Origin of the sequence: Klenkia soli (assembly GCF_900103975.1) — a bacterium.
In the GTDB taxonomy this organism is placed as follows: Bacteria; Actinomycetota; Actinomycetes; order Mycobacteriales; family Geodermatophilaceae; genus Klenkia; species Klenkia soli.
This window is the reverse complement of sequence record NZ_FNIR01000001.1, coordinates 530,646-556,375: the sequence shown is the minus strand read 5'-3', so window position 1 is coordinate 556,375 and position 25,730 is coordinate 530,646. Positions and strand designations below refer to the sequence as shown.

The following is a 25,730-nucleotide window of genomic DNA, read 5'->3' as shown; positions in this document are numbered from 1 at the left end:
GCTGAACATGTCCGTGGCCTCCGCCCGCTACCTCGTGGACGACGACCTGGCGCTGGTGCGGCAGTTCCCGGTGGTGTGGCACGCGTTGGCCGACGGGCGCATCGACGAGGCCCGGGCGAAGGTGGTCGTGAAGGCCCTGCGCTACCAGGCCGCGACCTGGGGCGGGCCGGTCGACGACGCGGTGATCGATGCGATCGCCGCCCAGGCGGTGGGATGGGCAGCGGCCGGGTGCCCGCCCACCACGTTGCGGGAGCGGATCGACGCCGCGCTGATCGCGGCCGATCCCGAGGCTGCGGATCGGCGGAAGGCGCTGCGCAAGCGGGAGGCCGGCGTCAGGGTGCAGGGCACCGGCGACGGCCTCGCCGACCTCCGGGCCACGAACCTGGAGGCCGCCGACGCCAGCTGGTGAAGGCCCAGCTGGGTGCGTTCGTGCGCAAGCTGAAGGCCGACGGGGACACCCGCCCGTCCGGGGAGATCGAGACCGAGCTGGTGGTCACGTTGCTGACCCGCCCGTGGGAGCAGCTGGACCCGGCGATCGCGCACCTGACGGTCAACGCCGACCTGGCCGACCTGCTGGTGCCCGACCTGAGCGCCCTCATCGCCCAAGCCCAGGCCGAGGCCGAGGCCGAGGCCGAGGCCGAGGCTCGAGCCGGTGGGGCCGATGTCGGAGGTGAGTCCGCCGCGACTGCCGACGTCGACGGCAATACCGACGGCGGCTCCGCGGACTTCGACTCCGGCGCGGATTCCGCCGAGGACGACACCGAAGTCGAAGTCGAAGTCGAAGCCGACGCCGAAGCCGACGCCGACGCCGGGGACACCGTTGCCGGCGAAGCCTCCGAGGTGGAAGTCGGTGCTGCGCATTCGGCGAGGACCGGTCCACCCGACGACGGGACAGGTGTGCCCGATGCCGGGGTCGGTCCGCTCGCCGGTGAACAGGTGGCCTTCGGTGGTGCGCAGGTCGGGCACGTCGACGGGCTGTCGGTCACCCCGGCGGCCGTGCGATCGCTGCTGACCTGGATCGATGCGCTGGGCCTGACCCACCCCGACGGCGGTGGGGAGCTGGCGTTCACCATCACCGGCCAGGGCGGCCGACTGCTGGCCGTGGCCACCCCCGAGGAGCTCGTCATCGCCGCGAAGGCCGGGCGAGGGGTCGGGCCACCACCCGTCGCATCCAGGTACACGCCGACGGCGGCGCAGTACCGGTATCTGCGTGCCCGCGACCGGCACTGCCGGTTCCCCGGCTGCCGTCAGGTCGCCCGAGCCTGCGACGCCGACCACGTCATCCCCTACGACCACCACAACCCCACCGCCGGCGGACCCACCTGCGTCCGCAACCTCGCCATGCTCTGCCGCCGACACCACCGGCTCAAGACCCACTCCCCCGGCTGGCGATTCCAGATGGGCGCCGACGGCACCCTGCACGTCACCACCCCCGGCGGCACCACCCGCACCACCCGACCACCGGCCATGGGCGAGGTCCTCGACCTCGACGCCGAGCCAGCACCGCCCGACGATCCCACGGACGACCCACCGCCGTTCTGACGCGACCATCGGCCGTGGGGCCGTGCAGCAGCGAGCGGGGGTCAGCCGCCGACGCAGATGAGGCCGCCGACGCAGATCGTGGTCGAGGGCAGCGGCAGCGGGACGTCGACCAGGGGCGGGACCGTGGTCGACGGCACCGTCGTCGGCAGCGCGGGGACCGTCGTGGGCGCTGCGGCCGTGGTGGACGGCGTCGCGGCCCCACCGGTGCCGCCGCTGCCGCCGGACGGTGCCGCGGTGGTCGCCCCGGCAGCGCTGCTGGCCGGCGCCTGCCCGCTGACGGTGCCCGGGGCCGGGGTCGCGCCCTGGTCCGGTTCCGTCGAGGGTGCGGCGGAGGAGGACGGCGTGGGCGCCACGGCCAGGCACTCACCGGGCAGCGGACCCAGGCGATCGGTGCCCGGCGCGGTGACCCCGGCGGGGCACTGCAGCGTCGCCTGGAGCGCGGTCGCCCGGGCGGCCACCTCGTCGACGAGGGCGAGGGCCTCGGACCGCGCCTCCTCGGCGCCGGAGGGGACGTCGAGGGCCGCGACCCCGGCATGCTGCTGCCCGGCCCACCGGCTCAACGTGCTGAACGCCGCCGTGTCCCGGGTCTCGAGAGCGGTCGTGGCCAACCACGAGGTGCCCTCGGTGGTCTGGTCGTCCATCGTGGTCAGGACGTCGACCACGGTGCCGGCGTCGACCCCGGAGGCGGCCACCGCGAGGCCCGAGGCGTCCGCCGGGCCGACCGACACCGGCGACGCACCCACGTCGGACCCGGTCAGGTCGGCCAGCTCGGTCAGCCGGTTGCTGGCGAACCCGAGCAGGGTGAGACCGCGGTCGGCGTCGCTGGCCAGCGCCAGCCGGGTGTCCTCACTGCCGCGCTTGAGGCCGTAGAGCAGGTCGCCGGGCTCAGCGCCCTGGGCCAGCGCCGTGAGCCCGGACAGGGCGCCCACGGTCATCGCGGCACCGGCGAGACCGGCCGTCAGCCGGGTCCGCCACCGGGCGACGGGCGCGTCGACCGCCCGGGCCGCGACCAGCCGCCGCCACCGACCCGGTCGCGCCTCCGGCGACCGCACCTCGCCCGTCGGCCGGACCGCCGCCATCGCCACCAGCCGGGCCCGCTGCGCCGACCGGACGTCGGGAGCCAGGTCCGGCTCGCCGCGGGACAGCAGCCGCAGCCGCCCGACCAGCGCCTCCTGCAGCTCCTCGTCGTTCACCGTGCTCCCCGATCCCCGTGTGCGTCGACCGGCCCGGAGGACCGTGTCAGCGCGGTCAACGAGGTCCACGGGGACCCGATACGGGGTACCCGCAGGTAACTTGCGCGCTCACCCGGACGGGTCATCGCAGACCCTCCGGCAGCAGCGCGGCCAACCGCTTCACGGCGCGGTGCTGCAGCGCCTTGATCGCGCCGTCCTTCTTGCCCATGGCGGCCGCGGTCTCGGCGACCGACAGCCCCTGCAGGAAGCGCAGCGCGATGCACTCCCGCTGCTCGTCGCCCAGCTGCGCGACGCAGGCCAGCAGCTCGGCGTTCGTCAGGTTCTGCAGGACGGCGTCCTCGGGCCCGTCGGTCACCCGGTCGGCGTCGCGCATGTCGCCGATGGTGACCTCCAGCCGGAACCGGCTGCTCTTCACGTGGTCCAGCACGATGTTGCGCGCGATGGTGACCAGCCAGGCACCCACGTCGCGGCCCTGGAAGGACAGCGAGTCGATGCGGCGCAGGGCCCGCACGAAGGTCTCGCTGGTGAAGTCCTCGGCGGTCTGCCGGTCGGTCACCCGGTGGTAGAGGAAGCGGAACACCATGTCGGCGTAGCGGTCGTAGAGCCGCCCGAAGGCCTCGGCGTCGCCGGCCTGCGCCTGCTCGACCAGCGCCCAGACGGTGACCTGCTCCTCGCCCTCGGGCTGCGCCGGCTGCTCGACCTCGGCCGGGACCGACGGGGGCTCCGGAACAGGCTTCGGAACGGGCTCGGGAACGGGCTCCGGCGCGGGGGTCGGCTCGGGGACCCGGTGCGAGGCCGGGGCCTCGTCGACCGGACGGCGGGGCGACGGCGCCGGGCGCGGGCGCGGCCGGGGACGGGGCGGGGGGAGCGCGGTGACCGCGTCGACGGGATCGGCAGCACGACCGCGGAGGGACACGGATGTCCCCCCATCATCGTCGGCGGCACGGGGCAGGTGGGTGCATCCGGGCCCTGACCTGCGCAGGTCGGCCCCATGGTGACAACATCGGGCCTCCGCGTCCACGTGAGAGCACCGGACCCCGGCCGCCCGGCCGCCCGGTGGAGGAGGGAGAGCCCGTCGTGGCCCCTGCAGCCGGCACGTTCCACGGTCTGGTCCGCGCGGCCGCCGACGCCCACGGCGAGGCACCTGCGCTGGTCGAGGGCGACCGGCGGCTGAGCTGGGCCGAGCTGTCCGCCGCCGTCGACCGGGTGGCCGCCGGCTGGGCCGCACGGGGCCTGGTCGCCGGCGACCGGGTCGCGGTCCAGCTGCCCAACGGCGTCGACTGGGTGCTCGCGGTGGTCGGCGCGCTGCGGGCCGGGCTGGTCGTCGTCCCGGTGAACACCGCCTACACCGACCCCGAGCTGTCCCACCTGCTCGGCGACTCCGGCGCCCGTGCGCTGGTCACCGCCGGGCCCCGGGCCGACCTCGACGGCGTGCCCGTCGTCGTCGGGCCGCCGGAGGCCGACGGCGAGCCGCCGGCCGACCCCGACGACCCCTCGGCGCTGGCCCTGCTGGGCTACACCAGCGGCACCACCGGCCGCCCGCGCGGGGCGATGCTCACCCACGCCGCCCTGCTGGCCAACCAGCAGCAGGTGCTCGCCGTCGACCCCGCCCCGGTGCGCCCCGGCGACGTCGTGCTCCTGGCGCTGCCGCTGTTCCACGTCTACGGCCTCAACGGCGGCCTCGGGCTGGTCGCGGCCACCGGCTCGTGCGGGGTCGTCGTCCCGGCGTTCGACCCGGTCGGCACGCTGGCGCTGATGGCCGCCGAGGGCGTCACCGCCGTCCCCGCGGCCCCGCCGATGTACCAGGCCTGGCTGGCCGCGGCCGACGCCGCGGGCTCGGACACCGCGCTGCGCCGCGCGTTCGCCGCCGTCCACACCGCGAGCTCGGGCTCGGCCCCGCTGGCGCCCCGGGTCTGGACGGCGATGCGCGACCGGGCCGCCGTCACCGTCTGGGAGGGCTACGGCCTGACCGAGGCGGCGCCGGTGCTGGCCACCACGCTGGTCACCGGCCGGGCCAAGCCGGCCTGCATCGGCGCCCCCGTGCCCGGCGTCGAGCTCGTGCTGCGGGACAGCGCCGGTGGACCGGGCGCCGGGCCCGACCCCGGCAGCAAGGTCCGCGAGGACGTCTTCGGCGACCCGTTCGGCGACGACCCGCCCGACAGCGCCGGCGAGGTCTGCGTGCGCGGGGCGAACCTCTTCGCCGGCTACTGGCCCGACGGCGCCGACGGACCGGACGACGAGGGCTGGCTTCTCACCGGCGACATCGCCTACCGCGACGCCCAGGGCGACCTGCACCTGGTCGACCGCCGCCGCGACCTGGTGCTGGTCAGCGGCTTCAACGTCTACCCGCTGGAGGTCGAGCGGGTGCTGGAGGCCCACCCCGAGGTCGCCGAGGCGGCGGTCATCGGGTTGCCCGACGAGCGCACGGGGGAGTCGGTGCGGGCGGTGGTGGTCCGCACGCCGGGGTCCGCGCTGACCGCCGAGCAGCTGCGCACCGAGGCGGCCCGGTCCCTGGCGAGGTTCAAGGTGCCCAGCAGCATCCACTTCGTCGACCAGCTGCCGCACTCGCTGACCGGCAAGGTCAGCCGCGCCCGGCTGCGCGAGCTCGGCCTGCACCTGGTCGCCGAGGAGACCCAGCACGTCGAGGGTGTGGACGGCGCGGGCGTCGATGGCTGAGCTGCAGCTGCTGACCCGGGCGGGCTGCCACCTGTGCGCGGTGGCCGCCGGGACGCTGGGGCGGGTGGCCGACGAGCACGGGCTCGCCGTCACCGAGGTCGACGTCGACGCCGACCCCGAGCTGCAGGCCGAGTACGGCGACCGGGTGCCCGTGGTGCTGCTCGACGGACGTGAGCACAGCTACTTCACCGTGGACGTCGACCGCCTCCGCCGGGACCTCGCTGCGGGCTGACCCACCCGCCCACGGGGTGGCGTCGGCCACATCGGACGGCGGTGACCTGCGGATACGCGTCGCCGAACTTTGTTCCGGCGTTCACAAGCGGTTACCGTGGCGGAGCCGGAGCCCGACGCGCCCCGGCCAGACACCCCCGATGTCGGCGACACCGCCCCGTGCGTGCGGATCGCCGTGGAGACGCCCGTGACCCAGCCCGTCCGGCGCCTCCGGGGTGCCCCGTGCCGGCCGGACGAGGAGGGCGCATGAGCGAGCCGCGGAACCGGGTCATCCCCGAGACCACCGTCGCCCGCCTCGCGGTGTACCTGCGGGTGCTCAACGGACTGGCCGAGAGCGGTCGCACCTCGGTCTCCAGCGGTGAGCTGGCCTCGGCCGCCGGCGTCAACCCGGCCGGGCTGCGCAAGGACCTCTCCTACCTGGGCCCCTGCGGCGTGCGGGGGGTCGGCTACGCCGTCCCGGCGCTCCGCGAGCGCCTGGCCCGCGCCCTCGGCGTCGAGCAGGCCCGCTCGTGCGTGCTGGTCGGCATGGGCAACCTCGGGTCGGCGCTGGCCGGCTACGCCGGGTTCGGCAGCCGCGGGTTCTCCTTCGTCGGCCTGCTGGACGCCGACCCGACCCGAGTCGGCGACGTCGTCGGCGGCACCGCGGTGCGCCCGGTCGACGACCTCGAGGACGTCGTCGCGGCCCACGGGGTGACCATCGCGGTGGTCACCACCCCGGCGGCCGTGGCGCAGGCGGTGTGCGACCGGCTCGTGGCCGCCGGCGTCCGCAGCATCGTGAACTTCGCGCCGGTGGCGCTGGTCGTCCCCGGCGGGGTCGACGTCCGGCAGGTCGACCTGTCGGTGGAGCTCCAGGTGCTGGCGTTCCTGGACCGGCAGAAGGGTGTCGACGTGCAGACCGAGCAGGTGGCGCTGCCATGAGCCTCCTCGCCGTGGGCATCAGCCACCAGACCGCGCCGGTCACGCTGCTCGAGCAGGTCGCCATGAGCGGTGACGACACCGTCAAGACCCTGCACGAGCTGCTGGACAGCGAGCACGTCTCCGAGGCGCTGGTGCTGGCCACCTGCAACCGGGTCGAGATCTTCGCCGAGGTCGACCGCTTCCACGGCGGCGTCACCGACGTCAGCCGGGTGCTGGCCCGGCACGCCGGCACCGGCGTCGAGGACCTCTCGCCCTACGTCACCGTGCACTACGAGGACCAGGCCATCGGTCACCTGTGCACCGTCGCGGCCGGGCTGGACTCCATGGTCGTCGGCGAGACCCAGGTGCTGGGCCAGCTGCGCGCGGCCTACGCCCTCGCCCAGGCCGAGGGCACGATCGGCCGCGAGCTGCACCCGATCACCCAGCGGGCGCTGCGGGTGGGCAAGCGCGTGCACAGCGAGACCGGCATCGACCGGGCCGGCGCCTCGCTGGTGTCGGTCGCCCTCGACCGGGTCACCGACCGGATCGGCGACCTCGCCGGCCGGCCCGTGCTCGTCGTCGGCGCCGGGTCGATGGGCGCGCTGGCCGCCACCACCCTCGCCCGCCGGGGTGCCGCCGTCACCGTGACCAGCCGGACGCCGGGCACCGCGACCCGGCTGGCCGAGTCCCTGGGCGGCCGCGCCGTCGACCTCGAGCAGCTGGGCGTCGAGCTGGCCGCCGCCGACGTCCTGGTCACCTGCACCGGCGCGACCGGCACGGTGATCGGCACGGACGTCGTCACCGCCGCGATGGTCGGGCGCGACCGTCCGCTGGTCGTGGTCGACCTGGCCCTGCCCCGCGACGTCGACGCCGCCGTCGGCACCCTGCCCGGCGTGCACGTGGTCGACCTGGCGATGCTGCAGGGCGAGCGCGCGGCCCACCCCGGTGAGCCCGTGGCCGGGTCGGTGGCCGCCGACGACATCGCCGCGGCGCACGCCCTGGTCGAGCTCGAGACCTCGCTGCTGCGCGCCGAGCGGCAGGCCGCCGCGGTGGCCCCCACCGTCTCCGCGCTCCGCAGCCAGGCCGCGGTGGTCGTCGACGCCGAGCTGCTGCGGCTGTCCACCCGGTTGCCCGACCTCGACGCGCGGGCCCGCTCCGAGATCGCCCGCACCGTGCGCCGGGTCGTGGACAAGCTCCTGCACGAGCCCACCGTGCGGGTGAAGGAGCTGGCCAGCGCCCCGGGCGGCACCGACTACGCCGACGCGCTGCGTGCGCTCTTCGGCCTGGGTCTGGACGCCGACACCACCGTGCTGTCCGACGCCGTGACCGTCGACGCCACCGCCTCCACCACCCTGGACCAGCTGCCCGACCGGGACGCCTCGTGAGCGGGCCGATCCGGCTGGGCACTCGGCGCAGCGAGCTGGCCCTCACCCAGTCCGGGCACGTCGCCGAGGCCATCACCGCGGCCTGCGGGCGCCCGGTCGAGCTGGTGCACATCACCACCGACGGCGACCGGTCCGCGGCGGCGATCAGCCAGCTCGGCGGTACCGGCGTGTTCGTCAGCGCGCTGCGCGACGCCCTGCACGCGGGCACGGTCGACGTCGCCGTGCACAGCTACAAGGACCTGCCCACCGCCGACGAGCCCGGCCTGGTGATCGCCGCGGTGCCGCCGCGCGAGGACCCCCGCGACGCGCTCGTGGCCCGCGACGGCCTGAGCCTGGGTGAGCTCCCCGCCGGGGCCACCGTCGGCACCGGTGCACCGCGCCGCGTGGCGCAGCTGCGGGCCCTGGGCCTGGGCCTCGAGGTGGTGCCGATCCGGGGCAACGTCGACACCCGGATGGGGAAGGTGACCTCGGGCGAATTGGACGCGGTGGTGCTCGCCCGGGCAGGATTGGCCCGCCTCGGCCGGCTGGACGCCGTCACCGAGGTGCTCGACCCGCTCCAGGTGCTCCCCGCCCCCGCGCAGGGTGCCCTGGCCGTGGAGTGCCGGAGCGACGACGACGTCACCCGGTCGCTGCTGGCGGCCCTCGACGACGCCGGTGCCCGCGCCTGCGTCGCGGCCGAGCGCACGGTCCTGGCCACCCTGGAGGCCGGGTGCAGTGCGCCCGTCGCCGCCCACGCCGAGATCGGCGAGGGCGAGGACGGCGCGGACGAGCTCTACCTCCGGGCCTCGGTCACCGCGATCGACGGCAGCGACGCCGTCCGCGGCTCGACGTCCGGGCCGGCGACCGACGCAGCCCGGTTGGGCCGCGAGCTCGCCGCCGAGCTGCTCGACCGCGGTGCGGCCGCCCTGATGGCGGCCAGCCGGTGAACCCCAGCACGACCCCCCAGACCCCCAGCCCGACCGCAAGCGACCCCACCCCGGGGTCGGAGATGGAGAGCACGCGATGACGCGCTCACGCAAGCAGACCGGCCGAGTCGTCTTCGTCGGCGCCGGCCCCGGCGACCCCGGGTTGCTGACGACCCGCGCCGCCGACGCGCTGGCCGCCGCCGACCTGGTGCTGGCCGACGCCGGCGTCCCGTCGCCGCTGACCGACGCGGTCCGCGAGGTGCACCCCGACCTCGAGCTGACCGTCGTCACCGGTGAGCCGGCCGAGGTGGCCAAGACTGCCGTGGCCGCTGCCAAGAACGGCTCGGTCGTCGTCCGGCTGGTCGCCGGTGACCCGTTCACCACCGACGCCGTGGTCAAGGAGACCCTCGCGGTCACCCGCACCAGCGTGCCCTTCGACGTCGTCCCCGGGGTGGCCGTCGGCACCGCCGTCCCGGCCTACGCCGGTGTCGCGATCGGCGCGGGCTCGGTGCAGGCCGACCTGCGCGGCGAGGAGCCCGTCGACCTCGGCGCCCTGGCCGCCGCCGCCCTGGGCACCGGCAGCCCGCTGGTCCTGCAGGTGCACGCCGAGGGCCTGCCGGCCGTCGCCGCGGGCCTGGTCGAGGGCGGGCTGTCCGCCTCGACCCCGATCCTGGTCACCGCCGACGGCACCGGCACCTCGCAGCGCAGCGTGGCCGCCAAGCTGGGCGCCGTCGCCGAGAAGGACGCCGGCACCGAGTCGCTGACCGGCTCCGTCGTCGTCACCGTCGGCTCGGTCGTGGACAAGCGCGCCAAGCTCGGCTGGTGGGAGTCCCGCCCGCTGTTCGGCTGGCGCGTGCTGGTGCCCCGCACCAAGGAGCAGGCCGGCGACATGAGCGAGCGGCTGCGCGCCTACGGCGCCGTGCCGGTCGAGGTCCCCACCATCGCCGTCGAGCCCCCGCGCAGCCCCGCCCAGATGGACCGCGCCGTGAAGGGCCTGGTCACCGGCCGCTACGGCTGGATCATCTTCACCTCCACCAACGCCGTGCGCGCCGTCCGCGAGAAGTTCACCGAGCTGGGCCTGGACGCCCGCGCGTTCGCCGGCGTCAAGGTCGCCTGCGTCGGCGAGCAGACCGCGCAGGCCGTGCGCGAGTTCGGCATCGTCCCGGAGCTGGTGCCCTCGGGCGACCAGTCCTCCGAGGGCCTGCTCGTGGACTTCCCGCCCTACGACGACGTGTTCGACCCGATCGACCGGGTGCTGCTGCCCCGCGCCGACATCGCCACCGAGACCCTCACCGCGGGCCTGAAGGACCGCGGCTGGGAGGTCGACGACGTCACCGCCTACCGCACCGTCCGCGCGGCCCCGCCGGCCGCCGCCGTGCGCGAGGCCATCAAGGGCGGCGGCTTCGACGCCGTCTGCTTCACGTCGTCCTCGACCGTGCGCAACCTGGTCGGCATCGCCGGCAAGCCGCACGCCCGCACCGTCGTCTCGGTGATCGGCCCGGCCACCGCGGCCAGCGCCACCGAGTTCGGCCTGCGGGTCGACGTCCAGCCCGAGACCGCCGCGGTCGGCCCGCTGGTGGACGCGCTCGCCGCGTTCGCCGAGGCCCGCCGCGCCGAGGCCGAGGGCTCGGCCGAATGACAGGGGGGGCCAGCCCGGGGTTCGCGCGGGGACGGCGGCTGCGCTCGACGCCGGCCATGCGCCGGCTGACCGCGCAGACCCGGCTGGCCCCCGCCGACTTCGTGCTGCCGGTGTTCGTCAAGCAGGACATCACCGAGCCGGTGCCGATCTCCTCGATGCCCGGCGTCGTCCAGCACTCGCTCGACTCGCTGCGCAAGGCCGCCCACGAGGCGGCCGAGGCCGGCATCGGCGGGCTGATGCTCTTCGGCATCCCCGCCGAGAAGGACGCCGTGGGCTCGCAGGCCGACGCCGCCGACGGCATCGTCAACGAGGCGTTGCGCCGGCTCCGGTCGGATCTGGGCGACGAGCTCGTGCTCATGGCCGACCTGTGCCTGTGCGAGTACACCGACCACGGCCACTGCGGCGTGGTCACCCCGGCCGGGGTCGTGGACAACGACCCCACGCTCGACCGGTACGCCGCAGTCGCGATCGCCCAGGCGCAGGCCGGTGCCCACCTGGTGGCCCCCAGCGGGATGATGGACGGCCAGGTCGCCGCCATACGGGCCGGGCTGGACTCCGCTGCCTTCACCGAGGTGCCGATCCTGGCCTACGCCGCCAAGTACGCCTCGGGCTTCTACGGCCCGTTCCGCGAGGCCGCCGAGGGCGCCCCGCAGTTCGGCGACCGCTCGACCTACCAGATGGACCCGCCCAACGCCGCCGAGGCGCTGCGCGAGGTGGCCCAGGACCTCGCCGAGGGTGCCGACGCCGTCATGGTCAAGCCGGCGCTGCCCTACCTGGACATCGTGCGCCAGGTCGCCGACGCCGTCGACGTCCCGGTCAGCGCGTACCAGGTGAGCGGTGAGTACGCGATGGTCGAGGCGGCCGCCGAGCGCGGCATGCTCGACCGGCGGCGGGCGATCCTCGAGACGCTCACCGCCATCCGCCGGGCCGGGGCCGGCACGGTGCTCACCTACTGGGCGGTCGAGGCGGCCGGCTGGGTCCGGTGACCCACCGGTGAGCTACGTCGAGCGCGGTGGCTCCTGGCGGCCCTTCTGGGGCATCGCCGGGGTCCTCGCGCTGCTGGCGGTCGCGGACGTCCTGCTGCCCGGCGCCGACGTGCCGCTGCTGGTGTGGGTGGTCGCCGTCGTCGTCGTGCTCGGCATCGTCGCCACCGGCACCGTGTCGGCCAACCGCGTCTGGACCGTCACCGTCGCCGAGCGCGGCGACGACGCCGGCCTGGTCGTGGGCCGCGAGCGGCTGCCGCTGGCCGACATCGACCCAGCCTCCCTGGACGGCGAGGTCGGCGTGGACGTCGGCGCCCCCGTGCTGGGCGGCGGGGCCGACGTCCCGCGGGGCCGGGTGGGCCTCCCGCTGCGCCGCACGGACGGGACGACGGTGCTCGTGCCCACCCGTCGGCCCGCACAGCTCACCGCTGCCCTGCGCACAGCTCTGACGGGGGCCGCCGGCACCGACGAGCGGCCTGGGACAGTGGAGCCGTGACCTACCCGTACGACGCCCCGGCCTCGGCCGACCTGTTCGAGCGCGCCGCCGCGGTGACCCCGGGCGGGGTCAACTCACCGGTGCGCGCCTTCCGCGCCGTCGGGGGCACCCCGCGCTTCATGGCGTCGGGCGCCGGCCCCTGGATCACCGACGTCGACGGCCGGCGCTACGTCGACCTGGTCAGCTCCTGGGGCCCGATGATCCTGGGCCACGCGCACCCCGAGGTCGTCGCGGCGGTGACCGGGGCGGCCACCCGCGGGTTCTCCTTCGGCACGCCCACGGCCGGCGAGGTCGACCTGGCCGGCGAGATCGTCCAGCGGGCCGGCGTCGAGCAGGTGCGGCTGGTCAACTCCGGCACCGAGGCGGTGCTCTCGGCCATCCGGCTGGCCCGCGGCGCCACCGGCCGGGCGGTCGTGGTCAAGTTCGCCGGCTGCTACCACGGCCACGTCGACGCGCTGCTGGCCGCGGCCGGCTCCGGCGTCGCCACCCTCGGCCTGCCCGACACCCCCGGCGTGACCACCGGTGCGGCCGCCGACACCGTCGTCCTGCCCTACAACGACGTCGCCGCGGTCGAGGCCGTGTTCGCCGAGCGCGGCGGCGAGATCGCCTGCGTCATCACCGAGGCCGCCGCCGGCAACATGGGCGTCGTCCCGCCGCTGGAGGGCTTCAACGCCGAGCTCCGCCGGATCACCGCCGCGCACGGTGCGCTGCTGGTGGTCGACGAGGTCATGACCGGTTTCCGGGTGTCCCGCTCGGGCTGGCGGGGGCACGAGCACTACGACGCCGACCTGGTCACCTTCGGCAAGGTGATGGGCGGCGGGCTGCCGGCCGCGGCCTTCGGCGGCCGCCGCGAGCTCATGCAGCAGCTGGCCCCGCTCGGGCCGGTGTACCAGGCGGGCACCCTCGCCGGGAACCCCGTGGCCGTCGCCGCCGGGCTGACCACGCTGCGGCTGTGCACCGACGAGGTCTACGCCCGCTGCGACGCCGTCGCCGGGGTGCTGTCGGCCGCGGTGTCCGACGCGCTGACCGGGGCCGGGGTCGCGCACCGGCTGCAGTCGGCCGGGTCGATGTTCTCGGTGTTCTTCGTGCCCGACGGCCGGGTGGTGCGCGACTACGACGACGCCCGCACCCAGGAGACCGCCCGGCACACCGCGTTCTTCCACTCCATGCTGGCCGCCGGGGTCTACCTGCCCCCGTCGGCGTTCGAGTCCTGGTTCGTCAACGCCGCGATGGACGACGAGGCCGTGCAGCACGTGCTCGACGCGCTGCCGGCCGCCGCCCGGGCCGCCGCGGCCGCCGTCCCCGGTACCGCCCCCGCGGTCTCGCACGACGCCCAGGCGCTGCAGCCGTGACCGCCGAGCTGACCACCGTGCACGTGATGCGGCACGGCGAGGTGTTCAACCCCACCGGCGTGCTCTACGGCCGGCTGCCCGGGTTCCACCTCTCCGAGGCCGGGCACGGCATGGCCCGCGCCGCGGCCGGGTGGTTCGACCAGCACCGGCCGATCACCCACCTGGTCGCCTCCCCGCTGCAGCGCGCCCAGGAGACCGCGGCCCCCATCGCCGAGGTGCTGGGTCTCGAGATCGCCACCGACGACCGGTTGATCGAGGCCGGGAACCAGTTCGAGGGCCAGACCTTCGGGGTCGGGGACGGCGCGCTCAAGCACCCGGCGAACTGGTGGCGGCTGCGCAACCCGTTCACGCCCTCGTGGGGCGAGCCCTACAAGGAGATCGCCGCCCGCATGCTCGGCGCGGTGCACACCGCCCGCGACGCCGCCCGCGGCTCGGCGGCCGTCTGCGTCAGCCACCAGCTGCCGATCTGGACCCTGCGGCTGACCGTCGAGGGCCGCAGCTACCTGCACGACCCCCGCAAGCGGCAGTGCGGCCTGGCCAGCGTCACGTCGCTGACCTGGGCCGGCGACGAGCTCGTGCGCGTCGACTACGCCGAGCCCGCCGGGCCGGCCGGGAAGGGCGCGGTGGGCGGGGCATGAGGAAGCTGCTCGTCGCGGTGGTCGCCGTCCTCGCCGTGGCCGGGTGCTCGACCGGTGCCGACCAGGTCGACGTCAACAACGGCGGCGAGTTCCGGTTCGTGGCCGGCACCCCCGCGGGCGAGGTCATCGACCAGGCCGAGCGGGCCTCGGCGCCGGAGTTCTCCGGGACGCTGCTGGGCGGGGGCGCCTGGAGCTCGACCGAGCTGTCCGGCGACGTCGCGGTGCTCAACTTCTGGGGGTCGTGGTGCGCCCCCTGCCGGGTCGAGACCCCGCAGTTCCAGCAGGTGTACGACGAGGTCGGCGACCGGGGCGTGCAGTTCCTCGGGCTCAACGTCAAGGACCAGGAGCAGCTGGCCCAGGCGTTCGTGACCAACCAGGGCATCACCTTCCCGTCGTTGTTCGACCCGGCCGGCGAGGTCGCGCTGGCCTTCCGCGACTACCCGGCCACCGCCATCCCCTCGACGATCGTGCTGGACCGCGAGGGGCGCGTGGCGGCCGTCTACACCGGTGAGGTGCGCCAGGACGACCTGCGCTCCACCCTCGACCTGCTGCTCGAGGAGGACTGACCGTGGGGGAGACGTTCCGGCAGCTGGTGCTCGACGGCCCGTTCCTGGTCGCCGCCGCGGTCGCCGCGCTGGTCGGGCTCATCAGCTTCGCCTCGCCCTGCGTGTTGCCCCTGGTCCCCGGCTACCTGTCCTACGTCACCGGTCTGGTCGGCACCGGCACCGGCACCCGCGCCCCGCAGCCGGTCGGCGACGGCGCGGTGGCGACCGCCGTCCGCGCCGACGAGCGGCCCCCGCGGGGCCGCATGGTCACCGGTGCGCTGCTGTTCGTGCTCGGCTTCACCGCGGTCTTCGTCGCCTTCGGCGCGGCCTTCGGTGGCCTGGGCCGGTGGCTGCTGGTCTACAACGACGAGATCACCCGCGTGATGGGCGGCGTCACCGTGCTCGTCGGGCTCGGGTTCCTCGGCTGGCTGCCGTTCCTGCAGCGCACCAGGAAGCTGTCGATCCGACCGGCCACCGGGCTCGCCGGCGCACCCCTGCTCGGCGTGGTGTTCGGCCTGGGCTGGACCCCGTGCCTGGGTCCGACGCTGTCGGCCGTGAACTCGCTGGCGTTCTCCGAGGCCACCGCCACGCGCGGCGCGCTGCTCGGCGTCGCCTACTGCCTGGGTCTCGGCGTGCCGTTCGTGCTCGTCGCGCTGGGCGCCCGGTGGGCGGTCGGGGCGACGACGTTCCTGCGCCGGCACGCCGCCGCAGTCAGCCGCTTCGGCGGCGCAGTGCTGGTGGTCGTGGGTCTGCTGCTGCTCACCGGGCTGTGGGGCGAGGGCATGATCTGGTTCCGCTCCTGGCTCGCCTCCACCGGCTTCGGGGAGTTCTTCCTGTGAGTGGGGTCGTGCGATGACGGACGTGGCTGAGGGCGCCCTGCGAGGTGGGGACCGAGGTGCGGGGCCGAAGGCTCCCGCCGAGGTGCCCAGGCCGGGCTCAGGGCCGGTCGGGCACGGCACGTGGCGGCGGTTGGAGCCCGTAGGGCGACGGTTGACGCGGTGGTGGCGGTCGCTGACGGCCATGCGCACTGCGTTGATCCTCCTGTTCCTGCTCGCCGTCGCCGCCATCCCCGGCTCCCTGCTGCCGCAGCGGTCGCTGTCGCAGAGCCAGGTCACCGCCTACTTCTCCGACCACCCCGACCTGGCGAAGGTCTTCGACGCGCTGTACCTGTTCGACGTCTTCAGCTCGCCGTGGTTCGCCGCGATCTACCTGCTGCTGTTCATCTCGCTCATCGGCTGCGTCGTGCCGCGGGCGATCGAGCACGGCCGCGCGGTGTTCGCCGCGCCGCCGCCGGCCCCGCGGCACCTGCACCGGCTGCCCGACAACCGCACGCTGCCCACCGACCTGGACGCCGCCGCCGCGCTGGACGTCGTCGAGGAGGAGCTGCGGGTCCGCCGGTTCCGGGTGGTCCGCCGCGACGGCAAGCACGGCCCCGAGCTGTCGGCGGAGAAGGGTTTCCTCAAGGAGACCGGCAACGTCGTGTTCCACCTGGCGCTGCTGGCGCTGCTGCTCGGTCTGGCCGGCGGCAAGCTCTGGGGCTACGAGGGCAGCATCCTGGTCACCGAGGGCGAACGGTTCTGCAACACGTTCCAGCAGTACGACAACCACCGCGAGGGCGCGTTCGTCGACCCCGCCGACATGACCCCGCTGTGCGTCACCCTCGACGACTTCCAGGCCCAGTACGAGGACAACCTCACCGCGGCCTCCTTCACCGCCGACATCGACTACGGCCTGGCCGGCTCGGCGACGCGGAACACCACCATCGGGGTCAACAGCCCCCTGCGCGTGGACGGCGACCGGGTGTACGTCACCGGCCACGGGTTCTCGCCCGTCTTCGACGTGACCTTCGCCAACGGTGACTCCTTCACCGACATCTCGGCCCCGTTCCTGCCGACCGAGACCCGCACCATGTCCAGCGAGGGCGCGGTCAAGTTCCCCGACGTGCCCGGCTCCGACACCCAGCTGGCCCTGCAGGGCCTGTTCGCCCCCACCGGGTCGGTGACCGGCGGCCTGCTCACCTCCATCGACCCACGGCCGCTGGACCCCCAGGTCGCCGTGTTCGTCTACGAGGGCTACCTGGGCCTGGACTCCGGCCTGCCGCAGAACGTGTACTCCATCGACCAGACGCAGCTCGAGCGCGGCACGCTCCAGCAGGTCGGCCAGGCGAACCTCAAGGTGGGGGAGTCCACCACGCTGGACGACGGCACCGTGATCACGTTCTCCGGCATCAAGGAGTTCGCGGCCATGCAGCTGTCCCACGACCCCGGCCAGCTCTGGGTGCTCGGCGCCGCCGTCGCCGTCCTGGTCGGACTGCTGGGCATGCTCCTGCTGCGGCGCGAGCGGGTCTTCGCGCGCGCCTCCGGCGGCACCGACGGCGCGGGTACCGTCGTCGGCATCGGTGCGCTCACCCGTGGCAGCGCCGACACCGCACCCCGCTTCACCGCACTGACCGACGACGTCGCGGCGGCCCTCGCCCGCCGGACCCGCAGCGAGGAGAAACCCAGCTCGTGACAGACGAAACGCTCGCCGCGCTGTCGGACACCCTGTTCTCCATCGCGGTGGGGCTCTACTCCCTCGCGGTGGTCGCCTACTGCGCCGAGCTCGCGTTCGGCGGCCGCACGGCCCCGGCCCGCGAGCTGGTCGCCGCGGGCGGTGGCGCCCCGGCCCTCCCGGCGACGCCCGCCACCTCCGCCGACGAGGAGCCCGCCCGGGCCCGGCGCTGGGGCATGGTGGCGATGGGGCTGACCGTGCTCGGTGCCCTGGTGCAGGCCGGCGTGCTGATCACCCGCGGCATGGCCACCGGTCGCCTGCCCTGGGGCAACATGTACGAGTTCGGCACCGCCGTCGTGCTCGTCGCCGTCGTCGTCTACCTGGTGCTCGCCGTCAAGACCCCGGCCCTGCGGCACATCGGCGTCTTCGTGCTGGGCCCGGTCGTGCTGGCCATGGTCGGCATCGGCCTGTTCCTCTACGCCTCGGCCGGCCCGCTGGTCGCCGCACTGCGCTCGGCCTGGCTGGCCGTGCACGTCACCACGGCGATCCTGGGCTTCGGCATCTTCTTCGTCTCGGGCATCGCCAGCGTCATGTACCTGGTGCGCTCGCGGTACGAGGCCAAGGTCGCCGCCGGAGAGGCCCCGCTGTCCCGCATCGTGCACCGGTTGCCCACGGCCGCCGCACTGGACCGCACGGCGCACCGCACCGCTGTCTTCGGCTTCCCGATCTGGACCTTCGCGGTCATCGCCGGCGCCATCTGGGCCGAGAGCGCCTGGGGCCGGTTCTGGGGCTGGGACCCCAAGGAGACCTGGGCGTTCATCGCGTGGGTGGTCTACGCCGCCTACCTGCACGCCCGCACCACCGCCGGGTGGCGCGGCCGCCCGTCGGCCTGGGTGAACGTGGTCGGCCTGGGCGTCATGGTCTTCAACCTGCTCTACGTGAACATGGTGTCGACCGGGCTGCACTCGTACGGCGGGCTCAAGTAGGTCCTCACCCTGCGTGATCCCCGATCGGGGGACAGCTGGGCGCTGCGCGTGCCCCGACCGCTCTGACGTGCCATCCTTCTGTCATGAGCGAGCTGAGGGGGCAGCACTGTGGGTAAGCACAGTGCCGCCGACGGAGCCGTCGTCCACCCGATCGTGGCCACCGCCATGCTGCGGCGCACCGGGGCGGGTGCACCGCCGCGGCCCAGCATCGGCGGGCCGCGGGCGGGTCACGCGTCCGCGGGGTCGGCGGTCGGCTGGCCGCAGGAGCCCCACCGGGGCGACGGCATCGGTTGGCCGGTCGAGCCCACCGGGCCCGCGGCACCCGAGCCCACCCCGGTCGGCGACGACGGCTCGGTGCTCGCCGTGCTCGACGCCGCGGCCCAGGGCGTCGAGGCCGCACCGGTCAGCGAGCCCCCGCCGGCCCGCCGCGGCGGCTGGCGCCGGATCTTCGGCGGCTCGGGCGGTTCCCCCAGCGCCGCCTGACGCACTCGCCCTGGCCACGGTGATCAGGTGACCTGATCACCGTGGCGCCGACCACACCAACGGTGGTGCGGTCGGACACCCGTGGATCAGGTCACTTGATCACCGACGGGCGCACGGAGGCGGGGCGGCTCCGGCGGGTGCGGTCAGGCGGGGGTGCTGCCGTCGTCGCGGCGGGTGCGGCGGTCGAGCTCGCGCAGGAAGTCGGGGTCGTCGTCGGGCGCGATGATCCGCGGCGGGGGCTTCGGGCCGCGCGGGGGCCGCGGGCGCCGCAGCCCACCGGGGCCACCGCCCTTGTCGCCGCCCTGCATCGCTGCGGCCCGCATCACGAGCACGACCACCGCGATGGCGATGACGAGCATGACCAAGAAGACCACCGGTCCACCTCTTCCCCGCTGTCCTGCACGACCCACCGGACCCCCAATGTAGGCGCCCCGGCGATACTCGGGGCGGCCAGCCATCCAGCACCGCCCGACCCCGGAGGACGACATCGACGCCGTCGACGAGCAGCTGCTCGCGCTGCTGCAGGCCAACGGCCGGGCGAGCTACGCCGAGCTCGCGCGGCAGGTGGGCCTGTCCGCCCCGGCGGTGCACGAGCGGGTCGGCAAGCTGGAGTCCGCGGGGGTGATCACCGGCTACACCGCCGTGGTCGACCCGGCGGCGGTGGGGCTCGGCGTGACCGCGCTGGTCGGCATCATCGACAGCGACGAGAACGACGACGTCGGCATGCTGGAGGCGATGTCCGGGCTGCCGCAGGTGCAGGACTGCTGGCGCACGGCCGGCACCGAGGGCTACGTCCTCAAGGTGCGGGTGACCGACATCCCGGCACTCGAGGACACCATCAACGCGTTGAACAGGATCCGGGGCGTCTCGCGCACCCGGACGACCGTCGTGCTGTCGACCAAGTGGGAGGGCCGTCATGGCCGCGCAGAGTGAGCCCAACCGTCCGGTGAGCCCGACCGGCGGGCCCGCCCAGGCGCCGTCGGTGTGGCCGCTGCTGGCGCTCTACACGCTGGGCCGGCTCGTGCTGGCCGCGGCGCTGGTGGCCCTGCTGTGGCTGCTCGGCCTGGGCAGCTTCCCCGGCCTGCTGTTCGGCCTGCTGCTGTCGATGCCGCTGTCGTTCGTGCTGCTCAAGCCGCTGCGCGAGCGGCTCACCGAGGCGATGCTCGCCCGCTCGGTGACCCGCAAGGCGGCCAAGGAGGACCTGCGCGCGCGGCTGGCCGGCGGGGACGACCCGGTCAGCTGAGCGCGAGGCCCAGCCCGAGCACCACCCCGGTCACCAGGGTCGCCCTGCCGGTGCCGCCGAGGGCGGCGATCAGCGCCGGCCCGGTGGCACCGGAGAGCACCGTGCGCGCCGGGCCGACGGCCAGCGGCGCGGCCAGCAGACCCAGCAGCGCCCACGGTCGGGCCAGCCCGATGAGCACGACGACGACGAACGCGGCGACCAGCAGGCCGGCGAAGAACACCCGGGTGGACCGTTCGCCCAGCAGCACCGCCAGCGTGCGCTTGCCGACGGCGGCGTCCCCGTGCACGTCGCGCAGGTTGTTGACCACCAGGATCGCGGTGATCAGCAGGCCCACGGGCACCGCGGCGGCGAAGGCGAGGCCCTCGACCGTGCGGGTCTGGCCGAACGTCGTGCCCACGACGGCGACCAGGCCGAAGAACACGAAGACGAACACCTCGCCCAGCGCCCGGTAGCCGTAGGGGATCGGCCCGCCGGTGTAGGTCCAGGCCGCGGCGATGCTGACCGCGCCGACGGCGACCAGCCACCAGCTCGACAGCGCGGCCAGCGCCAGCCCGGCGAGGCCCGCCACGGCGAAGGACAGCAGCGCGGCCACCAGCACCGCCTGCGCCGACGCCGCGCCGGACCCGACCAGCCGCATGGGCCCGACCCGGTCGGCGTCGGTGCCGCGCTTGCCGTCGGAGTGGTCGTTGGCGTAGTTCACCCCGACCTGCAGGGCGAGCGCGATCAGCAGGGCCAGCAGTGCGGGGACCAGCCGGAAGCCGTCGAGCGCGACCGCCACGCCGGTGCCCACCAGCACCGGGGCGACGGCGGCGGGCAGCGTGCGCGGGCGGGCGCCGGCCAGCCACTGGGCAGGGGTGGCCATCAGGCTCCTTCGATCAGGTCGGCGACCGCGCGGCGGTCGGGCTTGCCGGTGTGCAGCACGGGGACGGCGTCGAGCAGGTGCAGCTCCTTGGGCGCCGCGGCGGCCCCGAGCCGGTCGCCCACCCAGGCCCGCAGCGCGGCGAGCTCGGGCACGGCGCCGGGGGAGGGGACGACGGCGGCCACCACGCGGGTGCCCCACTCGGGGTCCGGGCGGCCGGCCACCACGGCGTCGGCGACGGCGGGGTGCTCGCGCAGCGCGGCCTCGACGGCCTGCGGGGCGACGTTGACGCCGCCGCTGACCAGGACGTCGTCCAGCCGGCCGTGCACCACCAGGCGCTGCCCGTCGAACGTGCCGGCGTCGCGGGTGCGGAACCAGCCGCCGACGAAGGCGTCCGCGGCCGGGTCCAGCCGGTAGCCCAGGGCCAGCTGCGGCCCGGCCAGCTCGACACCGCCGTCCACGACCCGCACGGCGACGCCGTCCAGCGGGACGCCGTCGTAGACGCAGCCGCCCGCGGTCTCGCTCATGCCGTAGGTGGTCACGACGGCGACCCCGGCCGCTCGGGCGGCCGCGAGCAGATCGGGGTCGGTGGCGGCCCCGCCGACCAGCACCGCGTCGAACGCGCGCAGCGCGTCGGGCTCGGCGGCCAGCGCCCGGCGGAGCTGGGTGGGCACCAGGGCGGTGTAGCGGCGGTCGGCGGGCATCGCCGCCACGGCGTCGGTCAGCGAGCCGCCGGCCGGCAGCACGGCGGGGGTGCGGCCGGCGAGCGCGGACCGGGCCAGCACCTGCAGCCCGGCGATCGCGCTGACCGGCAGGGCGAGCAGCCAGTGCCCAGGCCCGCCCAGCCGGTCGAGGGTGGCGGTCGCGCTGGCCCGCACCGCCGCGGCGGACAGCAGCACGCCGCGCGGGGTGCCGGTCGACCCGGAGGTGACGACGACCAGGTCGGCGCCGTCCTCGAGCGGTTCCGCGGGCCGCACCGCCGCCCGGGCGGCTGCGGCGGGGCCGTCGCCGGCGGGGAGCACGGCCAGCGGGGCGTCGCCGTCCAGGGCCGCGCGCAGGGCCGGCCAGACGTCGTCGAGGACCGCGGGGCCCAGGGGCGGCGCGGGCACCAGGGAGAGCTGCCGGGCCACGAGGAGCCAGGGTACGGCGGGGGCCCGCATACCCTGGGCCGGTGATCGAGGGCCTGACCGACGTGCGGGTCTACAGCACCCCGCTGCGCACCCGGTTCCGCCGGATCGACGTCCGGGACGGCGTGCTGGTCCGCGGTCCGGCCGGCTGGGGCGAGTTCTCCCCGTTCTGGGACTACGACGACGCCGAGAGCCGCCGCTGGTGGGCCAGCGCGGTGGAGGCGGCGACGGTCGGCTGGCCCGCCCCGCTGCGCGACTCCGTCCCCGTCAACTGCATCGTGCCGGCGGTCGGCCCCGAGGCCGCGCACGCCGCCGTGGTCGCCTCGGGCTGCGCCACGGCGAAGGTCAAGGTCGCCGAGCCCGGCCAGACCGCTGCGGACGACGAGGCCCGGGTCGAGGCCGTGCGCGACGCGCTGGGGCCGGACGGCGGCCTGCGGGTCGACGCCAACGCCGCCTGGGACGTCGACACCGCCGTGGCCCGCATCCGCGCCCTGGACCGCTTCGACCTGCAGTACGTCGAGCAGCCCGTCGCCACCGTCGAGGAGCTGGTGGCCCTGCGCCGGCGCACCGACGTCCGGGTGGCCGCCGACGAGGTGCTGCGGCGCTCGGCCGACCCGCTCGGGGTGGACCTGCGCGAGGCGTGCGACGTCGTCGTCCTCAAGGTGCAGCCCCTCGGCGGAGTGCGGGCCGCGCTCGAGGTCGCGGAGGCGCACGGGTTGCCGTGCGTGGTGTCCTCGGCGCTGGAGTCCTCGGTCGGGCTGGCCGCCGGGGTGGCGTTGGCCGCCGCGCTGCCCGAGCTGCCCTTCGCCTGCGGGCTGGGCACCCTGTCCCTGTTCACCGCCGACGTCAGCTCCGACCCCTTGGTTCCGGTCGACGGCGCGCTCGCGGTGCGGGCCGTCGTCCCCGACCGGGTGGCCGCCGCCGACCCGGAGACCGAGGAGCGCTGGCTGGCCCGGCTGGCCCGGGTGTCGGCATGAACCCCTCGACCGCCTTCGCGCGTGTGCTGGTCGACGAGCTGGTCCGCGGCGGGGTCGCCGACGCCGTGGTCTGCCCCGGCTCCCGCTCCGCCCCGGTCGCGCTGGCCCTGCACCAGGCCGAGCTGTCGGACCGGCTGCGGCTGCACGTGCGCATCGACGAGCGCACCGCGGCCTTCCTCGCCCTGGGCCTGGCCAAGGCCTCGGGCCGCCCGGTGCCGGTGCTCACCACCTCCGGGACGGCCACCGCCCACCTGCACGCCGCCGTGCTCGAGGCCGACGAGTCGGGCATCCCGCTGCTGCTGCTCACCGCCGACCGGCCGCCCGAGCTGCGCGGCACCGGTGCCAACCAGACGATCGACCAGGCCGGCCTCTACGGCGGCGCCGTGCGCTGGGCGACCGACGTGGGGGTGCCGGAGGTGGGGCGCGAGGAGCCGCAGAACCGCTACTGGCGCTCGCTGACCGCCCGCGCGCTGCTGGTCGCCACCGGCGCGCTGTCCGGCGACCCCGGCCCGGTGCACCTGAACCTGGCCCTGCGCGACCCCCTGCTGCCCGAGGGGCACGACCCGCGCCCGGCACTGCCCTCGGGCGTCTGGGCCGGCCGGCCGGCCGACGCCCCGTGGACCGCGGCGGCCGTGGGCACCGGGCCCGGCTCGATGGTGGTCAGCGCCCCGGCCGCGGCCACCCGCACGCCCGGGCGGGCCCGCCGCACGCTGGTGGTGGCCGGCGACGCGCCGGTCTCCCTGGGCCGCAGCACCTCGGTGGTCGCCGCGCAGCGCGGGTGGCCGGTGCTGGGCGAGCCGAGCAGCGGCACCTGGGGCGGCACCGGCTCGGTCCGCGGCGCGGCGCTGCTGCTGGGCGCCGTGCCCTGGGCCGCCGCGCACCGGCCCGACCGGGTGGTCGTCGTCGGCCGGCCCACGCTGAGCCGGCCGGTGGCGGCGCTGCTGGCCCACCCCGACGTCGTCGTCGACACCGTGTCCCCGCACCCCGGCTGGCCCGACGCCGGCCGCGGCACCCGCCGTGTCGGCGGCGTCCTGCCCGACCCCGGCGCGGTGCTCGGCGAGCTCGACGTCTCGGGCCACGTGACCCCCGACGGCTGGGCCGACGAGTGGACGACGGCCGCGCAGCGGGTGGGCGCCGCCGTCGACGAGGTGCTCGACGCCAGCCCGCGGTTGACCGCCGCCCGGCTGGCCCGCGACCTGGTGGCGGCGCTGCCCGCCGGGGCGCTGCTGGTGCTCGGGTCGTCCAACCCGGTGCGCGACGTCGACCGGTACGCCGTCCCCCGGGCCGGGCTGACCGTGCTGGCCAACCGCGGCGTCGCCGGCATCGACGGCACCGTCTCGACCGCGATCGGGGCGGCGCTGGCCCACCAGGGCGCCGGCGGCGGTCCGGCCTACGCGCTGATGGGCGACCTGACGTTCCTGCACGACCTGCAGGGGTTGCTGCTCGGCGACGGCGAGACGGTGCCCGACCTGACCGTCGTGGTGCCCGACAACGACGGCGGCGGCATCTTCGCCCAGCTCGAGCCGGGGCGGCCCGAGCACGCCGCGGGCTACCGCCGGGTGTTCGGCACCCCGCACGGCCGGGACCTGGTGGCGGTCGCCCGGGCGCTGGGCTGGGCGGCCACGGCGGTGCACGACCCGGCGCAGCTGGCCGGCGCGCTGGCCCTCGGCGGCCCCCGGGTGGTCGTCGTCCGGGGAGACCAGCACGCCGAGGCCGACCTGGCCACGCGTCTCCGCGACGCCGCCCACGCCGCCCTGGCCTGACCCCTCGCCGCCCGGGAGCGAGCTAGTCCTGCAGCGCGGCCTGGACGGCGGCGAGCTTGGCCTGGGTCTCGGCGAGCTCGGCCATCGGGTCGGAGTCGCCGACGATGCCGCAGCCGGCGAACAACCGGGCCTCGGCCCCGCCCGCGCCGCCGGTGAGCTGGGCGCAGCGCAGGGCCAGCCCGAACTCGCCGTCCCCGCGGGCGTCGACCCAGCCCACCGGGCCGGCGTACCGGCCGCGGTCCATGCCCTCGATCTCGCGGATCAGGTCCAGGGCGGCGGCCCGGGGGGTGCCGCCGACGGCCGCCGTGGGGTGGACGGCGGCCAGCAGCCCCAGCAGGCCCGGGGCGTCCGGCGCCAGGGTGCCCCGGACGTCGGTGGCCAGGTGCCGCACGTTGGGCAGGGTCAGCACGGCCGGCCGGGACGGGACGTCGAGGTCGGTGCAGAACGGCCGCAGCGAGGCGGCCAGGGAGTCGATCGCGTACCGGTGCTCGGCGTGGTCCTTGGCGCTGCCGGCGAGCCCGGCGCCCAGCGCGGTGTCGGCGGCGGGGTCGGAGCTGCGGGCGGCGGTGCCGGCCAGCACCCGGGAGCCGACCTGGTCGCCGGTGCGCCGCAGCAGCAGCTCGGGGGTGGCCCCGATCAGACCCTCGACGGCGAACGTCCAGCACGAGGGGAACCGTGCGGCCAGCCGCAGCAGCAGCCGACGGGGGTCGAGCGGGTGGTCGGCGGTGACCAGCACGTCGCGGGCCAGCACGACCTTGCCCAGGTCACCGGCGCCGATGCGCCGCACGGCCTCGGACACCACGCCGCACCAGGTGACCGCGTCCAGCGCGCCGTCGGCGTAGGTCAGCCGGCCGATCGAGGCGTCGGCGGCCTGGGCGGGGAACTCGGTGACCTCGTGGTCGTCGTCGCCGTGGTCGCCGGCGGTGGTCACCCAGGTCTGCCCGTCGCGCCGGCCCAGCACCACCGCGGGGACGACGAACACCGACGTGCCGCGCTCGGGGTCGAAGGCCACCGAGCCGAACAGCACCGGCCCCGATCCGGGCAGGCCGACCGGGTCGTCGACGCGGGTGTCGGCGCACCACTGCGCGAACCACCGCTCGGCGCGGTCGAGGGCGCCGGGGCCGGTGACCTCGAGCCGGGCCGCCTCGCCCCAGCCGACCAGCCCCTCGCCGTCGCGCACCCACGCCAGGGCACCCTGCGCGGGGAGCTTGGTGAGCAGGTCGCTGCGCCGCCGACCGAGGGGGGTGGTCACCACCTCGCGCGTCGTCGTCCCGGTCGCCGTGCTCACGTACTCCACAGTAGGAGGCCCCGCCGTATCGT

Annotated in this window: 27 protein-coding genes; 21 read left to right on the top strand and 6 right to left on the bottom strand. The window is 75.9% G+C overall.

Translation table 11 applies throughout. From position 1 onward, the window contains the following. A partial coding sequence (locus BLS67_RS02870; protein ID WP_131801658.1) for a DUF222 domain-containing protein occupies positions 1–409 on the top strand: 409 nt, incomplete at its 5' end. Positions 410–429: 20 nt separating this feature from the next. Further along, positions 430–1,542 carry an HNH endonuclease signature motif containing protein gene (locus tag BLS67_RS02865; RefSeq protein WP_131801657.1) on the top strand — a complete coding sequence of 371 codons (1,113 nt, stop codon included), beginning with the start codon at positions 430–432 and terminating at the stop codon, positions 1,540–1,542. 41 nt (positions 1,543–1,583) lie between these two features. Here the strand turns inward: BLS67_RS02865 and BLS67_RS02860 are convergent, their stop codons facing one another. Together BLS67_RS02860 and BLS67_RS24015 are read right to left on the bottom strand one after the other, a co-directional pair. Then, on the bottom strand, positions 1,584–2,735 hold the full coding sequence (locus BLS67_RS02860) for a hypothetical protein (protein ID WP_091239034.1): 1,152 nt from the start codon (positions 2,733–2,735) through the stop codon (positions 1,584–1,586). Positions 2,736–2,856: 121 nt separating this feature from the next. Then, positions 2,857–3,651, bottom strand: coding sequence for a sigma-70 family RNA polymerase sigma factor (locus BLS67_RS24015; protein WP_278247100.1), 795 nt, complete (start codon positions 3,649–3,651; stop codon positions 2,857–2,859). Between the two features lie 161 nt (positions 3,652–3,812). Between BLS67_RS24015 and BLS67_RS02850 the strand changes: the two genes are divergently transcribed. From BLS67_RS02850 to BLS67_RS02780, 15 genes are all read left to right on the top strand, one after another. Beyond that, the gene (locus BLS67_RS02850; protein ID WP_242653752.1) at positions 3,813–5,411 is read left to right on the top strand and encodes an AMP-binding protein; all 1,599 of its coding nucleotides are present in this window, start codon (positions 3,813–3,815) and stop codon (positions 5,409–5,411) included. Next, a complete protein-coding gene (locus BLS67_RS02845; protein WP_091239444.1) occupies positions 5,404–5,643 on the top strand; it encodes a glutaredoxin family protein in 240 nt (79 codons plus the stop codon). The genes BLS67_RS02850 and BLS67_RS02845 overlap by 8 nt, the downstream gene beginning before the upstream one ends. Before the next feature lie 245 nt (positions 5,644–5,888). Further along, positions 5,889–6,560: a redox-sensing transcriptional repressor Rex gene (locus BLS67_RS02840; RefSeq protein WP_091239029.1), complete on the top strand. Its 672-nt coding sequence runs from the start codon at positions 5,889–5,891 to the stop codon at positions 6,558–6,560. Continuing rightward, positions 6,557–7,924, top strand: a complete 1,368-nt coding sequence (locus BLS67_RS02835) for a glutamyl-tRNA reductase (protein WP_091239026.1) — start codon at positions 6,557–6,559, stop codon at positions 7,922–7,924. The genes BLS67_RS02840 and BLS67_RS02835 overlap by 4 nt, the downstream gene beginning before the upstream one ends. After that, positions 7,921–8,850: a hydroxymethylbilane synthase gene (gene hemC, locus BLS67_RS02830; protein ID WP_091239022.1), complete on the top strand. Its 930-nt coding sequence runs from the start codon at positions 7,921–7,923 to the stop codon at positions 8,848–8,850. The genes BLS67_RS02835 and hemC overlap by 4 nt, the downstream gene beginning before the upstream one ends. A 76-nt stretch (positions 8,851–8,926) precedes the next feature. Beyond that, positions 8,927–10,468, top strand: a complete 1,542-nt coding sequence (locus BLS67_RS02825) for a uroporphyrinogen-III synthase (protein ID WP_091239018.1) — start codon at positions 8,927–8,929, stop codon at positions 10,466–10,468. Further along, the gene (gene hemB / locus BLS67_RS02820; RefSeq protein ID WP_091239015.1) at positions 10,465–11,454 is read left to right on the top strand and encodes a porphobilinogen synthase; all 990 of its coding nucleotides are present in this window, start codon (positions 10,465–10,467) and stop codon (positions 11,452–11,454) included. The genes BLS67_RS02825 and hemB overlap by 4 nt, the downstream gene beginning before the upstream one ends. 7 nt (positions 11,455–11,461) lie before the next feature. Next, complete coding sequence (locus BLS67_RS02815; RefSeq protein ID WP_091239012.1) at positions 11,462–11,947, top strand: hypothetical protein; 486 nt, start codon at positions 11,462–11,464, stop codon at positions 11,945–11,947. Continuing rightward, positions 11,944–13,299, top strand: a complete 1,356-nt coding sequence (gene hemL / locus BLS67_RS02810; RefSeq protein ID WP_091239008.1) for a glutamate-1-semialdehyde 2,1-aminomutase — start codon at positions 11,944–11,946, stop codon at positions 13,297–13,299. The genes BLS67_RS02815 and hemL overlap by 4 nt, the downstream gene beginning before the upstream one ends. Continuing rightward, entirely contained in the window at positions 13,296–13,937 is a 642-nt protein-coding gene (locus BLS67_RS02805) for a histidine phosphatase family protein (protein WP_242653749.1), read from the top strand. Before hemL ends, BLS67_RS02805 begins: the two co-directional genes overlap by 4 nt. Beyond that, positions 13,934–14,503 carry a TlpA family protein disulfide reductase gene (locus tag BLS67_RS02800; protein WP_091239006.1) on the top strand — a complete coding sequence of 190 codons (570 nt, stop codon included), beginning with the start codon at positions 13,934–13,936 and terminating at the stop codon, positions 14,501–14,503. The genes BLS67_RS02805 and BLS67_RS02800 overlap by 4 nt, the downstream gene beginning before the upstream one ends. A gap of 2 nt (positions 14,504–14,505) precedes the next feature. Then, a complete protein-coding gene (locus tag BLS67_RS02795) occupies positions 14,506–15,321 on the top strand; it encodes a cytochrome c biogenesis CcdA family protein (protein WP_091239003.1) in 816 nt (271 codons plus the stop codon). Positions 15,322–15,502: 181 nt separating this feature from the next. Next, the gene (gene resB, locus BLS67_RS02790) at positions 15,503–16,993 is read left to right on the top strand and encodes a cytochrome c biogenesis protein ResB (protein WP_242653747.1); all 1,491 of its coding nucleotides are present in this window, start codon (positions 15,503–15,505) and stop codon (positions 16,991–16,993) included. Beyond that, positions 16,990–17,958 (top strand): c-type cytochrome biogenesis protein CcsB, encoded by a 969-nt coding sequence (gene ccsB / locus BLS67_RS02785; RefSeq protein ID WP_091238999.1) that lies wholly within the window; start codon positions 16,990–16,992, stop codon positions 17,956–17,958. Before resB ends, ccsB begins: the two co-directional genes overlap by 4 nt. Positions 17,959–18,066: 108 nt before the next feature. Further along, entirely contained in the window at positions 18,067–18,441 is a 375-nt protein-coding gene (locus BLS67_RS02780; RefSeq protein WP_091238995.1) for a hypothetical protein, read from the top strand. 143 nt (positions 18,442–18,584) lie between these two features. Here BLS67_RS02780 and BLS67_RS02775 read toward each other — a convergent pair whose 3' ends face one another. Further along, positions 18,585–18,815 (bottom strand): hypothetical protein, encoded by a 231-nt coding sequence (locus BLS67_RS02775; RefSeq protein ID WP_091238992.1) that lies wholly within the window; start codon positions 18,813–18,815, stop codon positions 18,585–18,587. Between the two features lie 82 nt (positions 18,816–18,897). On the opposite strand from BLS67_RS02775, the gene BLS67_RS02770 reads away from it, so the two are divergent. Then, positions 18,898–19,374, top strand: a complete 477-nt coding sequence (locus BLS67_RS02770; RefSeq protein ID WP_341350140.1) for an Lrp/AsnC family transcriptional regulator — start codon at positions 18,898–18,900, stop codon at positions 19,372–19,374. Continuing rightward, the gene (locus BLS67_RS02765; protein ID WP_091238985.1) at positions 19,358–19,684 is read left to right on the top strand and encodes a DUF4229 domain-containing protein; all 327 of its coding nucleotides are present in this window, start codon (positions 19,358–19,360) and stop codon (positions 19,682–19,684) included. Before BLS67_RS02770 ends, BLS67_RS02765 begins: the two co-directional genes overlap by 17 nt. Here BLS67_RS02765 and BLS67_RS02760 read toward each other — a convergent pair. After that, positions 19,677–20,546, bottom strand: a complete 870-nt coding sequence (locus BLS67_RS02760) for a 1,4-dihydroxy-2-naphthoate polyprenyltransferase (RefSeq protein WP_091238982.1) — start codon at positions 20,544–20,546, stop codon at positions 19,677–19,679. The two genes, BLS67_RS02765 and BLS67_RS02760, sit on opposite strands and share 8 nt — an antisense overlap. Continuing rightward, entirely contained in the window at positions 20,546–21,673 is a 1,128-nt protein-coding gene (menE, locus tag BLS67_RS02755; RefSeq protein ID WP_091239439.1) for an o-succinylbenzoate--CoA ligase, read from the bottom strand. Before menE ends, BLS67_RS02760 begins: the two co-directional genes overlap by 1 nt. A 41-nt stretch (positions 21,674–21,714) precedes the next feature. Between menE and BLS67_RS02750 the strand changes: the two genes are divergently transcribed. Both BLS67_RS02750 and menD read left to right on the top strand, forming a co-directional pair. Continuing rightward, a complete protein-coding gene (locus tag BLS67_RS02750) occupies positions 21,715–22,647 on the top strand; it encodes an o-succinylbenzoate synthase (protein ID WP_091238979.1) in 933 nt (310 codons plus the stop codon). Next, complete coding sequence (gene menD, locus BLS67_RS02745) at positions 22,644–24,410, top strand: 2-succinyl-5-enolpyruvyl-6-hydroxy-3-cyclohexene-1-carboxylic-acid synthase (protein WP_091238976.1); 1,767 nt, start codon at positions 22,644–22,646, stop codon at positions 24,408–24,410. The genes BLS67_RS02750 and menD overlap by 4 nt, the downstream gene beginning before the upstream one ends. A gap of 22 nt (positions 24,411–24,432) precedes the next feature. Here the strand turns inward: menD and BLS67_RS02740 are convergent, their stop codons facing one another. After that, entirely contained in the window at positions 24,433–25,698 is a 1,266-nt protein-coding gene (locus tag BLS67_RS02740) for an isochorismate synthase (RefSeq protein WP_091239436.1), read from the bottom strand. Between the last annotated feature and the right edge of the window lie 32 nt (positions 25,699–25,730).

Excerpts from the sequence above, each read along its gene's own strand:
- BLS67_RS02840 (WP_091239029.1), top strand. The coding sequence starts at position 5,889 with ATGAGCGAGCCGCGGAACCGGGTCATCCCCGAGACCACCGTCGCCCGC.
- BLS67_RS02845 (WP_091239444.1), top strand. The coding sequence starts at position 5,404 with ATGGCTGAGCTGCAGCTGCTGACCCGGGCGGGCTGCCACCTGTGCGCG.
- BLS67_RS02760 (WP_091238982.1), bottom strand. The coding sequence starts at position 20,546 with ATGGCCACCCCTGCCCAGTGGCTGGCCGGCGCCCGCCCGCGCACGCTG.
- menD (WP_091238976.1), top strand. The coding sequence starts at position 22,644 with ATGAACCCCTCGACCGCCTTCGCGCGTGTGCTGGTCGACGAGCTGGTC.
- BLS67_RS02835 (WP_091239026.1), top strand. The coding sequence starts at position 6,557 with ATGAGCCTCCTCGCCGTGGGCATCAGCCACCAGACCGCGCCGGTCACG.
- BLS67_RS02800 (WP_091239006.1), top strand. The coding sequence starts at position 13,934 with ATGAGGAAGCTGCTCGTCGCGGTGGTCGCCGTCCTCGCCGTGGCCGGG.
- hemB (WP_091239015.1), top strand. The coding sequence starts at position 10,465 with ATGACAGGGGGGGCCAGCCCGGGGTTCGCGCGGGGACGGCGGCTGCGC.
- BLS67_RS02825 (WP_091239018.1), top strand. The coding sequence starts at position 8,927 with ATGACGCGCTCACGCAAGCAGACCGGCCGAGTCGTCTTCGTCGGCGCC.
- resB (WP_242653747.1), top strand. The coding sequence starts at position 15,503 with ATGCGCACTGCGTTGATCCTCCTGTTCCTGCTCGCCGTCGCCGCCATC.
- BLS67_RS02765 (WP_091238985.1), top strand. The coding sequence starts at position 19,358 with ATGGCCGCGCAGAGTGAGCCCAACCGTCCGGTGAGCCCGACCGGCGGG.